Annotated in this window: 14 protein-coding genes and 1 pseudogene; 7 read left to right on the top strand and 8 right to left on the bottom strand. The window is 42.9% G+C overall.

The window, feature by feature from the left end; translation table 11 throughout:
• Positions 1-2: 2 nt before the first annotated feature.
• The 6 genes from AM500_RS04990 to AM500_RS04965 are packed head-to-tail and all read right to left on the bottom strand — an operon-like array spanning position 3 to position 5,538.
• On the bottom strand, positions 3-1,112 hold the full coding sequence (locus AM500_RS04990; protein WP_269432565.1) for a mandelate racemase/muconate lactonizing enzyme family protein: 1,110 nt from the start codon (positions 1,110-1,112) through the stop codon (positions 3-5).
• A 27-nt stretch (positions 1,113-1,139) separates the two neighbouring features.
• Positions 1,140-1,895: a 2-dehydro-3-deoxy-D-gluconate 5-dehydrogenase KduD gene (gene kduD, locus AM500_RS04985; protein WP_053598232.1), complete on the bottom strand. Its 756-nt coding sequence runs from the start codon at positions 1,893-1,895 to the stop codon at positions 1,140-1,142.
• A gap of 19 nt (positions 1,896-1,914) precedes the next feature.
• A complete protein-coding gene (locus AM500_RS04980) occupies positions 1,915-2,553 on the bottom strand; it encodes a bifunctional 4-hydroxy-2-oxoglutarate aldolase/2-dehydro-3-deoxy-phosphogluconate aldolase (protein ID WP_053598231.1) in 639 nt (212 codons plus the stop codon).
• Between the two features lie 8 nt (positions 2,554-2,561).
• Complete coding sequence (locus tag AM500_RS04975) at positions 2,562-3,518, bottom strand: sugar kinase (protein WP_053598230.1); 957 nt, start codon at positions 3,516-3,518, stop codon at positions 2,562-2,564.
• A gap of 12 nt (positions 3,519-3,530) precedes the next feature.
• Positions 3,531-4,535 (bottom strand): zinc-dependent alcohol dehydrogenase, encoded by a 1,005-nt coding sequence (locus AM500_RS04970; RefSeq protein ID WP_053598229.1) that lies wholly within the window; start codon positions 4,533-4,535, stop codon positions 3,531-3,533.
• A gap of 25 nt (positions 4,536-4,560) precedes the next feature.
• The gene (locus AM500_RS04965; protein ID WP_231688110.1) at positions 4,561-5,538 is read right to left on the bottom strand and encodes a C-terminal binding protein; all 978 of its coding nucleotides are present in this window, start codon (positions 5,536-5,538) and stop codon (positions 4,561-4,563) included.
• A 199-nt stretch (positions 5,539-5,737) separates the two neighbouring features.
• Here AM500_RS04965 and AM500_RS04960 point away from each other — a divergent pair, with 199 nt between their 5' ends.
• From AM500_RS04960 to AM500_RS04945, 4 genes are all read left to right on the top strand, one after another.
• A complete protein-coding gene (locus tag AM500_RS04960) occupies positions 5,738-6,514 on the top strand; it encodes an IclR family transcriptional regulator (RefSeq protein ID WP_053598228.1) in 777 nt (258 codons plus the stop codon).
• A 322-nt stretch (positions 6,515-6,836) separates the two neighbouring features.
• A complete protein-coding gene (locus tag AM500_RS04955) occupies positions 6,837-7,313 on the top strand; it encodes a hypothetical protein (protein WP_053598227.1) in 477 nt (158 codons plus the stop codon).
• A gap of 7 nt (positions 7,314-7,320) precedes the next feature.
• Positions 7,321-8,196 (top strand): tetratricopeptide repeat protein, encoded by an 876-nt coding sequence (locus AM500_RS04950; RefSeq protein ID WP_053598226.1) that lies wholly within the window; start codon positions 7,321-7,323, stop codon positions 8,194-8,196.
• The gene (locus AM500_RS04945; RefSeq protein WP_053598225.1) at positions 8,197-9,462 is read left to right on the top strand and encodes an ATP-binding protein; all 1,266 of its coding nucleotides are present in this window, start codon (positions 8,197-8,199) and stop codon (positions 9,460-9,462) included.
• Between the two features lie 371 nt (positions 9,463-9,833).
• Here the strand turns inward: AM500_RS04945 and AM500_RS04940 are convergent, their stop codons facing one another.
• Positions 9,834-10,367 (bottom strand): type 1 glutamine amidotransferase domain-containing protein, encoded by a 534-nt coding sequence (locus AM500_RS04940; RefSeq protein WP_053598224.1) that lies wholly within the window; start codon positions 10,365-10,367, stop codon positions 9,834-9,836.
• Between the two features lie 263 nt (positions 10,368-10,630).
• Here AM500_RS04940 and AM500_RS04935 point away from each other — a divergent pair, with 263 nt between their 5' ends.
• Entirely contained in the window at positions 10,631-10,825 is a 195-nt protein-coding gene (locus AM500_RS04935; protein ID WP_053598223.1) for a hypothetical protein, read from the top strand.
• A gap of 26 nt (positions 10,826-10,851) precedes the next feature.
• A complete protein-coding gene (locus AM500_RS04930) occupies positions 10,852-11,154 on the top strand; it encodes a hypothetical protein (protein WP_053598222.1) in 303 nt (100 codons plus the stop codon).
• A 162-nt stretch (positions 11,155-11,316) separates the two neighbouring features.
• Here AM500_RS04930 and AM500_RS04925 read toward each other — a convergent pair whose 3' ends face one another.
• Positions 11,317-11,841 carry a restriction endonuclease gene (locus AM500_RS04925; RefSeq protein ID WP_053598221.1) on the bottom strand — a complete coding sequence of 175 codons (525 nt, stop codon included), beginning with the start codon at positions 11,839-11,841 and terminating at the stop codon, positions 11,317-11,319.
• A 234-nt stretch (positions 11,842-12,075) separates the two neighbouring features.
• Here AM500_RS04925 and AM500_RS04920 point away from each other — a divergent pair.
• Positions 12,076-12,952 (top strand): annotated as a pseudogene (locus AM500_RS04920) (LCP family glycopolymer transferase).
• Positions 12,953-12,991 lie beyond the last annotated feature (39 nt).

Below are 12,991 nucleotides of genomic sequence, written 5' to 3'. Positions count from 1 at the left end.
TATTAAAAAGCTGATTTAAATGGAGCCAGTTTGTCCCAATCGAACTCGACACCGGTGCCCGGCGTTTCCGGAGCAATGGCTTTTCCTGTTTCCTTGTCCAGGACAAGCGGACGAGTTGTATATTCGTCAATCGGGAAACTGTGGACTTCCATGTACGCAGCATGAGGCATCGCTGCCATCAGGCTGACATGCAGTTCCTGCATCCCATGTGTACAAACTGGTAGGTTATAAGCGAAAGCAAGCTGCGCTACCTTTAACCATCCAGTTATACCCCCGATATTGGAAGCGTCCGGCTGCGGAAAATCGATTTTCCCACGGGCAATCATATTTTGGAATTCGTAAATGGTATGGAGATTTTCTCCGCCTGCAACCGCAATGCCGCCTTCTTCTGCGATACGGCGATAGCCATCATAATCCTCAGGAATTGTTGGCTCTTCCAGCCAAAGGATGTTATATTCGTTTAATTTTTTTGCAGCTTTAACAGCTGTTTCAACAGTCCATTTCATATTGGCATCAACAGCGAAAACGATGTCCGGACCAATCAATTCACGAACGGCGGCGACACGGTCGAAATCCTCCTGCAAGGTTTCCTGGCCAAGCTTGATTTTTACGGCTTTGAACCCTTTATCCAAGTACCTTTGTGTGTTATTAAGCAGCTTTTCCATCGGGTAGTTCAAGTCGATGGCTCCGGCATAACATTTAGTACTGTTGCTGGCACCGCCCAGCAATTTGTACAACGGTTCGCCTGCTTTTTTTGCCCGAAGGTCCCAAAGGGCAATATCGACAGCCGAGATGGCAAATGTGGTAATGCCGCCCCTTCCAACATAATGGATTTTCCAATTCATATCTTCCCATAACTTCTCAACACAGCTGGCGTCTTTGCCAATCAAGAATGGTCTTAGCTCATGTTCAACAATGCTGCATATTGCGCGCCCGCCAAAGCCGCCTGTATATGTGTAGCCAACCCCTTCGGATCCATCTTCCAAAATTACTTTAACGATTGGTACCTCAAAGTGAGTATGTAGTCCATGCTTGGCGTCACCCATAATCTCTGGTAATGGTATACGGTAATACTCAGTAATAACATCAACAATTTTTCTTGAACTTGCCACAATGAACAGTCCCTTCCTTGAATATAATTAACGGCCCATCCAGCCACCGTCTACAACAATTGTTTCACCATTTATATAGTCAGACGCTTTCGAAGCCAGGAATACGGCTGCGCCGGCGAGGTCCTCTGGTTTGCCCCAGCGCCCTGCAGGAATACGCTCAAGAATCTGGCGGCTGCGCACTTCATCATTGATCAACGCATTGTTCATTTCTGTTTCCATATATCCCGGTGCGATGCAGTTTACATTCACGCCATACCTTGCCCATTCATTCGAAAGAGATTTTGTAAATTGAATGACCGCTCCCTTGCTTGCCGCATATGCGGGGACTGTTAATCCGCCTTGAAAGGATAACAGGGAAGCTAGATTGATAATTTTACCGTGGCCGCGCTTCAGCATATCTTTGCCGACAGCCTGAGACAGGAAGAAGACAGCGTTTGCATTTATGTCCATGACGAAATCCCAATCCTCTTTAGGAAACTCGGCGGAAGGATGCCTGCGCTGCATCCCGGCGTTATTTAAGAGGATGTCAATCTGGCTGAATTCAGCTTTTATATCTTCCACCAGCTGTTCATACTGGCCAAAATTCCTTAGGTCGAAACGAAACGTTTTGCAACGTCTTCCTAACCCCTCGATTTCCGCAACCGTTTCTGTATTTTCCCTTCGGCTAATGATAGCAATGTCTGCACCTGCTTTGGCGAGGCCAATTGCCATGCCTTTCCCTAACCCCTGGCTCCCACCGGTGACAACAGCTGTTTTTCCTGTTAAATCAAACATACTCTTCATTATAACTAACAACTCCTGATTAGCGGCTCTTGATTTTATTAACTACTTTTTCAGCATAAGACGTTACTTTGGAAAAATCCCTGGTGTGAATGGCTTCTTTCGTTAAATCACCACCGATTCCAACAGCAATCGCGCCCGCAGCCATCCAGTCCTCAATATTTTCGAGGTTGACTCCCCCCGTCGGGATAAACTCCACCTGCGGGAGCGGGCCTTTCAATGTTTTTATTGCATCAAGGCCGCTTAGATTTGCAGGGAACAATTTGATCACACTGCAGTCATAGGTAAGTGCCTCGACAATATCCTTAATGGAGACAGCACCCGGAATGACCATAACCTGTTCAACATTGCCTGCTTTAATAATGTCTGGGTCTACATGCGGGCTTACCAAAAAGCTTGCCCCGGCACTAATTGCCAGTGCTGCCTGCTGAGGCGTTAACACTGTACCTGCCCCGACGGCTACCTGATCTCCAAACTGCTCTGCTGTTTCCCGGATCAGCCTTAATGCCTCCGGTGTTGTAAATGTAATTTCAATAATGAAAATGCCGCCTTCCACTGCAGCTTCAATTGAAGCTTTTGCATCTTCATATGTGTTGGTCCTTATCACGGCGATTACTTTTTCGTCTACGATCTGCTGATAGATTTTCAATTTCTTCTTCAAGACAATCCCTACCTTGTCAATATCTCCACTTCTCCCAAAAATTGCTGAACCTCATGCCAAGTTGGGAGTGCATCATAATCACCTGGCTGCGACACAGCCATTGCTCCTACTGCATTGGCAAGAAGGGCACATTCTTCATGGTGGAGTCCCTTCAGCACACCGCTTACATATCCGGCGCAAAATCCATCCCCGGCACCGACGGAATCCACCTCTTCCACCTTATAACCCTTGCAATAAAAACGGTTCCATTTGTCCGCTGTCACACAGCCTTCTGGTCCAAGCTTGAGAATGACACGTCCAACGCCAAGATTGAGGAATGCTTCAATGACCTGTTCCGGAGACAAGCTGTTGTCATTCAAGAGCAAATGCCCTTCTGAAATGCCCGGAAAAAAGTAATCCACATACTTTAGCAGCGGCAGGATCGTCTCCCTTGCTTGCTGTTCCGACCAGAGTTTCAGCCTGATATTCGGGTCGAAGCTAACCTTCACCCCGTTTTCCTTGGCAATCATGATCGCATGAACGACAAGTTCCCTGCACGCGTCACTCAAAGAAGGGGTAATCCCTGTAAGATGCAGGATTTTTGCCTCTTTAATGATGTCTTCATTCAGCTCTTCTTTTCTAAAAGTAGATGCCGCCGAATGGTGCCGAAAATAAAATACCTTTGGGTCACCCTTAAACGTTTTTTCTTTCAGCATCAGTCCAGTCGGAGCCAGGTCAGTGATAATTACATGCTCCGTATTCACCTTTTCACCGTTTAAGCGGTAAAGGATTTCTTCGCCTATTGGGTCATTCCCAAGCTTGCTCAGCCAGGCCACCTTCTGGCCAAGGCGGGATACCCCAATGGCAAAATTACTTTCCGCGCCGCCGATGTTTTTTACCACCTGCTCAGCATTCTTGAATTTCCCTTGCATGTTCGGAGGCATTAGAAGGCCCATTGTCTCCCCCAGGGTAACGATGTCAACCATGTCATTCCCACCCTAATCGAATTGATACATCACTTTAATCGCATCGCCGCCATTTAGTAAAACGTCAAATCCTTCCTGGACTTTATCTATAGGCAAAACGTGCGTGATTAGTTTTTCAAAAGGATACTCCCTGCCCAGCAACTCAATAGATGAGTTAAAATCATCCGCTGTGTAGACACGGGTTCCAACCGCCTCAAGTTCCTTGAACATCATGTCAAGAAGATTGAACTCAGGAGGTTTTTTGTAGGAACCGACAATCACAATTTTCCCATGGACTTTGGCCACCTTTGTTAAGTGCGGAGTAACGCTTGGATGGGCTGCGCAATCATACACCTGGTCGGCTCCAACGTTATTGGTGAGCTCCCGTATTCTTCCCTCAACATCCTCCATTGTAGGGTCAATCGTAATCATCCCAAGCTGCTCGGCCATTTCTTTGCGGAATGGATTCATTTCAACGACAATGACCTGGCCGGCGTTCATCAACTTCAATACAGAGGCTACACACAAACCGATGGTACCGCCGCCGAAAACGACCGTATTCATTCCCGGTTCAAAAGCAGCCCTGCGCACAGCATGAACTCCTACAGCAAGCGGTTCAATCAACGCACCCAATTTTAATGGAAAATGATCTGGCAGTACATGGACCTTGTCTTTGCTAACCTTCATGTACTCAGCCATGCCACCCTCGTCATCAATTCCGTACAGCTGCAACGTTTGGCAAACGTGGCTTTGGCCGGATTGACAAGAAGCGCATTCACCGCAGGAAATCAACGGACGGACAGTAACACGGGTTCCTTCTTTAAACTCTTCAGTTCCTTTCGCAATGGTTCCAGAGAGTTCGTGTCCAATCACTAGTGGCGCCATTGCCCTTACATGCGCCCCCACATAAATATTTAAATCAGTCCCGCAAATGCCTGCATGGCTTACTTTCAATAAGACCTCATTTTCCCCTGGTACCGGAACCGGCCTTTCTTCTACCTGAATGGTATTAGGTCCTTGATAAACGATGCATTTCATCTGATAATTCCTCTCGAAAGGTAGTTTAGTAGTTCATTTGTGACATGATTTTATTAACTGGATATCTTGGTTCCTTTCCGCTTAACACATTTATGACTTCCTCGGCAGCTTTCCGTTTTAACTCTTTGTAAGCCTGTTCGGAGTACCATCCCATGTGTGGCGTGCAAATAAAGTTTTCATGTTTAAGTAGCGGGAAATTCTTTTCAGCAGGCTCCTTCTCCAACACATCAAGTGCGGCACCGGCAATCCATTTTTCTGTCAGGGCCCTATCCAAGGCATGTTCATTGATAATGCCACCGCGTGCGGTATTAATGATGTAAGCATTGGATTTCATGTTCTGGAATTCCTCTTCAGCAAACAAATTCCTTGTTTGTTCATTTAACGGGGTATGTATTGAAATAACATCCGACTTTTCAAGGAGCTCCTGAAAGCTAACAAGTTTTAAAAACTCAGGCACCTTCTTTTCCTGGCTTGGCAATTCACAGCCAATGACCTTCATCCCGAGACCATGTGCTTTTTTTGCAAAAGCAGAGCCAATCCTTCCCAAGCCAATAATCCCTACTGTCTGTTCCTGGAGGCGATAGATGGGAATTGACTTTTGATAATCCCAAACCCCATTTTTCACTTGTGCATTCATGGCCACCACTTTGCGTGTAAGCGCCATCATTAATGAGATAGCATGATCAGCCACCTCGTTAGTCCCATAGTCAGGAACATTGCAAATCTGGATTCCAAATTCGCTTGCAGCTTCTAAATCGATATTATCAACCCCGACACCGTAACGGACAATTACCTTTAAATCTTTCAGTTGGCCCAGCACCCGCCTAGTAAATGGGGCGTATTGATTTATGACCCCTTGAACACCTTTGCATTGTTCTATTAACTCTTCTTCAGTTTTACAGTTTAAGAGAGTATTATCATCCGAAAACTCCGATAATAATTTCATTTCCACATCTACGGATTCATGATCGCAATCCGTAATTCTCACAATCGGGTTTTTCAACTTCCATCCCTCCTTGACTAAAATACTTGTGTGTAAATGGTAAGTGATTTTTTAAAAAAACGGAACGCCGTTTCATAAATTATGATAAGAGTTAAAATTATGGATGTCAATACCAAATATTCAATTTTTCAGAATTTACTTTATAGACAGCAAACTTTTTATTCAATATAATAAAAGTAATTGAGTAGGTGGTGAAAAAATGGAACAAAACAAATCTGCCCTTGACCGGGCGTTAACAATACTGGAATGCATATCCACTTATCCTTCCGGCATTTCACTCTCCGACATTGCCAAAGAAACAGGCATTCCGAAAACAACCGCTTTCCGGCTTATAGAAACATTGAATGAAAGAAGTTACATCGAGCTTGATGAATTTTCTGAACGCTATACTATCGGCGTCAAGACGCTGGAGGTGGGCATAAAGGGATTGAGGAATCTTGATCTTGTAGAGGTGTCGATTCCCTATTTGCGGGAAATGTCCTTCAACACCGGAGAGACATCTTTTCTGGGAGTTTATAATGATGGGGAAATCGTGTACCTTTATAAATCCGAAGGCACAAAGGCCATTCAGACAACCGCCCAATTGGGGACAAGCCGCCCTGCCTACTGCACGGGGCTTGGGAAAGCGATACTCGCCGATATGCCAATGGAGGAAGTCGATCGGGTTTTAAGTAAGGAAATGAAGAAATTTACTAAGAATACGATCACAGACCGTATTGAATTTTATGAAGAATTGGCGAAGGTCCGTCTAACTAAAATTGCTGTAGATGATGAAGAGATTGAAATGGGACTAACCTGCTTTGCAGTCCCAATCTATAATTTTACCGGCAATGCCATAGGGGCAATCAGTGTGGCAGGACCAACAGAACGTATCCATAAAAACAAGGATCATCTCCTTCCCGTTCTTAAAGAAACTGGAAATCAAATATCAAGGAGACTTGGTTTTGTTCCATCCATGAAAAGCACAAAACGGTAACGTAATGGAGTTTTCAATAAGCTAAAATCTCATACACTCATTATTTTTTGGGGACACCACCTGCATAACGCTTTGGCCAGTTATACAAGTGGTGTTCCTCTTTTTCAATTCCATTGGTACGGTTCTTTAGCATATAAAAAGCCCCGTCCCCGCCGCTTCTCCATGGTCGTATACATATCACCCTAACTACCTTATATTTAGTTAAACACACCCCGTTAACCAAAAAACCCGAGAGTGATAGACACTTAAAATACCCATTGACAGTTACGTTATTTTTGCGATGATAGAATTAAAGTATAAATGGAATTTTCAGGGTGAGACGATGTCCAAACTAGATAATGATCTTTTCCAGCCTTCACTTAAGGACGGCTGGAGCAAAACAAAATCATATGATATCAACCACTTCTTTCTTGTCGCTTTTTTCGGCGGACCTATTCCGATGATGGTGCTTGGTACCCGGAATGCGAAGTGGCTGAATGTACCGAAGCTGCATAGATATTTCTTGGTAGCCGTCAGTTTCCTAGTGCTGATTTTTAATCTGGTTATATTTTATATGTACAGTAATGGTGCTTTTGCTGAAGATAATAAGATGCCGCGTTTATCGATGCAGATTCTCTCGATTCTTTTATTTTTTCTTTACAAGTATGTGTTGAATAAGCCATATCAGCAGCATGTGCGGATGGATGGGGAAATCCTGCCTTTGTTCAAGCCTGCCTTGCTGTGGATTGTTATTGGAGCTGGTATTCTAATGGCCTTCTTGGTTGCGGCGGATTTTATGCTAACTGGAAGCGTGGATTGATAGTGCTATGACAATTCAGGAAAAACAGAATGATGAAGCAGTGATATCGCATTATTTTACGATTGGCAGGTTCGAAGCTGCCGCACCGCTCATTCAAAACCTACTGCGGCAGGATCCCGAAAACGCTACTGCCTTATATCAAATGGCGGTAGTGCAAATGTCCAGGGAAAACTTTAAGGAAGCTAGAAGACTCTGCCGGGAAGCGTTGCGATTTGGTTATGATGAAGTTATTGGGTATCACTTTATTGGCTCAGCTTATCAGCATGAAGGGAAGTTACCTGAAGCAGAGGAAGCCTATTTGGCTGCACTTGAAAAAGATCCGCTCGATGGAGATTTGATCGCTTCCTACGGCGGTTTGATGCTTGAAGCAGGCCAAGATACAAAAGCATTTGCACTGCTGGAACGAGCGAGGGAGCTCGAACCATACAGTCAAAAAGTGAATCAGCTTTTATTGGATTTCTATTTTGCAAAGGATGATAAAAGCATGCAGCGGGAATTTATCCGGAACGTCATGGAGACGTCGGCCGATGAGGTGCAGAACCTGACAAACATGGCGATGTTCCATGTGTTAAAAGGGGATCTGAAGGAAGCGAGGGAATGTTACAGACAAGCTTTTCTGCTCAATCCCGAGGACCGGAATATTCTGGCTTTGCTGGAGTATTACGATACCGTAACCCATCCTCTTTTTGCCCCTCATCGTCTCATGGGAAAAATCGGCGGGCCGGCTGTCGCGTGGCTTACGTTTATCATCATCAGTATACTGCTGACTGAGCTGTATCTGCCCACTCTGTTCGCTATCTTTGTCGTATTTTATGTCTTGTTCTGCATTTCCACATGGATAACCCCTTTATTCTATAAATGGTTTGTGAAAGGCAGGGTTTAAATGGATAAAATAGAGATTTATCGATCAATTCTGGAACGGGATAAGGAAAATCATCAGATTCAGTTTTTGCTCGGGGAAGAATACTTGAACAGCGGACAGCTATCAGAAGCGTTGCATGCTTTTTCAATAGCGCTTAAGGGCGAGGATCCTGCTCTGGAAAAAGCAGTGATATCTTCTCTCAAAGAGTTTCTTGACGTGGAGTCCATTCAACCTGATGAACTTGATGCCGAACTCATCCAGCCTACTGAACCAAGTATCAAGCCCATCGAACCTCATGAACCAGACATCAGCAGTCCTGCTCCAGCTGAAGAAGTGCTCGCTTATAATTCAGCACAACGTACAAAGGGCTTTAAAGTTATCGAAGGACGAAAACAAGAGAATGTGATTTCACTCCAGAACCGGATTCCAAAGACGGTTAAGTTTGATGATGTGGGCGGCCTCTATGATTTAAAGAAAACCATTGAGATGAAAATCATTAAGCCGTTCATGAACCCTGGACTTTTTGCAAAGTTTCGCAAAAAAGCTGGCGGCGGAATTTTGTTATACGGTCCGCCAGGCTGCGGGAAGACGTTTATTGCCAAGGCTACGGCCGGGGAATGCCGTGCCAGTTTTTATCCGATCCACATTTCCGAGATTCTCGATCCTTACGTAGGTGTTAGTGAGCAGAATCTTCATAATGCGTTTGAAACGGCTCGCGCCAACTCACCTGCGGTTGTATTTTTCGATGAATTAGATGCGCTTGGCTTCAGCCGCTCAAAGTCGCGTTCTGATGTGATGCGGCCTTTGGTGGATACGATGCTGAATGAACTCCAAAGCGTAGAAACATCGAATGAAAAATTACTAGTTATTGGGGCGACCAATATGCCTTGGGACGTGGATGATGCCTTTAAGCGCCCTGGCAGATTCGATAAGCTCGTCTTCGTCCCACCGCCGGACCGTGAAGCAAGAAAAGCCATTTTTCAATTAAAACTTAGCGGCAGACCGGTTGAAAGTGGAATTGTTTATGAAGTGCTAGCTGACAGGACTCCACTCTACTCAGGTGCCGATATTGAGAACATCGTAGAGCTTGCTTCTGAAAAGGTGTTAGCGGAAATTATGGAAGGCGGCCCTGAAAGACCAGTAACAATGGAAGATTTACTGGACGCCATTAAAAGCACAAAACCAACGACACTGGAATGGCTGTCAACGATAAAGAATTATATTAAGTATGGGAACCAGGGCGGCATGTACAATGAAGCTGCAGCATATATAAAGGAGAATTTGTAGAAGCCGGTCATTTGAACTGCACCCCAATTGTTAGACACACCTAACAATTGGAGGTGCAGTTCAAACCGTCCCCGGGGCTTTAGGGGTGAGTGTTCTATTTATAGGGATTTCCAAGTAACTAAAAATATATAGGGGGTATCTCATCACTTCTTCCGGAAGATGTATGTCATAATATCAACCGACCTAGACACCCATCTAGCAATTCGGAGGAGAAAATGAAATTAGAAAAGAAGAAAAAATTATTATATAGTTCCAGAAGATGAGGAACAAAAGTCCATCCAGAACTTTAATTGTATTATTAATAAAGGCGGCCATGATATTGGCCGCCTTAAATTTTCATTTATCGAAGCTTTCATTCTATTTAGGGTTTTTTACTTCGAGCTACTTTTCTCTAATACATGAATAAATTCTCTCATGTAATCGGGGAGATCTGGCGGTCGGCGGCTTGATACAAGATGGCCGTCAACGACAACTGGTTCGTCATACCAAATGGCTCCTGCATTTTCCATATCGTCCCGAATTCCCGGGGTACTTGTTACCTTTTTTCCAGATAGAATCTTTGCAGAAATGAGCACCCAGCCAGCGTGGCAGATTTGTCCTATAACCTTTTCACTTGCATCCATGTTCTGTATTAGGGATAGCACTTCAGGAAAACGGCGAATTTTATCCGGGGCCCACCCCCCTGGTACTAAAATGGCATCATATTGATCGCCATCAATATCTGCATAAGTGAAATCCGCTTTGGCCGGTACTCCGTATTTCCCCTTGTATTCAGCGCCGGCCTCTTCTCCTGCAAGATGTACAACCGCACCCTCTTCGCGCAGCCTATAAACCGGATACCATAGCTCTAAGTCTTCAAAATCCTGATGGACCAGGCTGATCACTTTCTTTCCTTGTAATCGCATTTAAATCCAACACCCTTCAAAATATAATTGATTATTCTTTATTCCCTTTCTACATAATAGAGTATTCACTTATATCCTGCTTGGTTGGCAAGCAAAAGATCACCAATAATCCCGGCATCATTTTCCAGCCCGGGACTAATGATATACCCGGACAGTTCTGACAAGGAAACATTTAATATGGCTTGTGGATGAGGGAAAAGAGTTAAAGAAACGAATTCACAATGAGAGTAGGAAAATAAAAAATAAGAGAAATAATAGACTCAGTGAAGGATTTATCTGCTGCTCTTGATCTTGAATTTAATTTAAAATTGACCCAGTCTGATATCTCTGAAATTGAAAGAGGTGTTCGTGGGGTGCGTAATTATGAGTTGAAATATATAGCAGAAATTTTGAATGTAGATCCTCTGTGGCTTATACGATGGGGTGCGAATGATATCGATGATCCAGAAGAAAAGTAAAATACTATTATCCTTGGAGAGGAACTATGCGGAAACCAATCACAGCTGGTCAGGCGGAAAAGGAAATTAACAGACTTCAGCACTTTCTCGAATTGGTGAACAATTATGAGACTGACACCCTCGAAAAATGGATTATTAAAGAATATGCGTTAACAAACAGCATGATGAAAATAAAAAAGAATGCGTATCTCGTTCATAAGGTTACATTGGAGAAATACTATATAAAATCGGTTATACTCTCCACCCCAAAAGATGAACTTCATAAACTCGTAAAGTTAATGTTTCGGTATAAAATCAAAAAGAATTCTACCAATGTTGATGGATTATAAGATAAAAAATATTTAAATTCTATCTATTGTTCCTGTTGCCGACAAAAGGCATTTTGAACCCACATTCAACAATGCCTTTTATACAAGAAAAATTTGGGAGTTAAAGTGCACCTAAATCCGTATAGTAACTACCCCCTATTATGAAAGCTTTGTTTTCCCGAATTATGCACCTTTGTTTTCTTGTAGCATCCAAACCATAAGCTGCTTTCGATCAACCAATCTAACCTGATTTGATTTTGCTAGTTTCCTAGCTTGTTCGGTAAAAAAACTATTCGTAATCACCCAACATTCATCCGCCTTGTAGTGACTTTTTGCTGAAGCTATTTCTTGTACAGCTTTCACTCCAACGTTTTTCTTATATCTCTTAGCTTGGACAATAATTTTCTTGCCCTTTGCTGATAAAATAAGGTCTGCTCCGTAGTCTCCAGTTGCTGGTGTTAATTGCACATAATAGCCTTTGGTTTTTAACAAGGCCTGGAGATACTCCTCAAATATCGTTCCTGACATTTTATCAACTTCTAAAATACCCGTGAGTTTTCGTTCTCTAAGCACATTAACTATTAACGCAACTATAAGGAGACCACCAAAAAGTACAACAATCAATAGTGTGAATGAAGGGTCGGCAGTTAACATAGACCATAGTAATTGTAACCCCTTTTTATATCCTTCAAAGAAACCTAGTCCCATACAACTCTTCTCCTATTAACTTATTGTCCACAAAAACCCATTACTTTACATTTTTTATTATATCAAATTAATCTAAAACACCAACTAAGTATATATAATTTCTTCAAGATCTTACATTTTTTTCAATACAATATGGTCAACACTCCTATTTTTTACTATCCTAAAAGGAGTATCTAGCAATTCGGAGGGGAAAAATGAAAACAGAAAAGAAGTAAAAAAAGACGTTAGCTTCGCATTCTAATTGTTACATTATCAATCTTAGTAGTAGCTGTGGGTACTTACGCTTTTATAGTATATAATTCTTTAACCAATGCGGTCGATAGGATGCACACACCAATTGACCGGGATAAGTCTCCAAAAAGAGCAGAACAAGTAATGTTCAATAAGCAAGAACCCTTCTCGTTTCTCCTCCTCGGAGTTTATGAAAGAGAAGGAGATAAAGGACGTTCAGACACAATCATTGTCCTGACTGTTAACCCAAATCAAAAGTCAGTTAAAATGCTAAGCATTCCAAGGGATACGCGGACTGAGATTGTTGGACGTGGTACAGTGGATAAAATCAACCATGCGTATGCATTTGGCAGGGTTGAAATGTCTATGGATACGGTCGAAAACTTCCTTGATATTCCGATCGATTACTATGCTCAAATTAATATGGAAGGCTTCAAAGATATTGTGGTCGCGGTAGGAGGAGTTACAGTCACGAATTCATTTAAATTCTCATCAGGTGGAGAAACATTCCCAAAAGGCCAAATCACCCTTGATGGTGATTCAGCATTAAAATATGCAAGAATGAGATATGAAGAGCCAAGGGGTGATTTTGGCCGCCAAAATAAGCAGCGTGACATTATTCAAGCAGTTATCAAAGAAGGGGCTTCCGTCTCTTCTTTAACAAACTTCGGAGATATCTTCAATGCACTCGGCAAAAACGTTCGGACAAACTTAAGCTTTGCCCAAATGATGGATATCCAAAAAAAATTATAAATCTGCCGTAGGCAACGTACAACAGTTCGAAATAAAAGGTAGCGGATCAACAATAAATAAAATTTGGTATTATGTTGTTCCAGAAGAAGAAAAGCAAAAAATCCAGTCTGATTTAAAAGCCCCCTAGAACTTTTATATACTATTAGATAAAGGCGGCCATGAATGT

Origin of the sequence: Bacillus sp. FJAT-18017, assembly GCF_001278805.1 — a bacterium.
GTDB lineage: Bacteria > Bacillota > Bacilli > Bacillales > Cytobacillaceae > Bacillus_D.
This window is presented reverse-complemented; position numbering and strand designations above follow the sequence as displayed.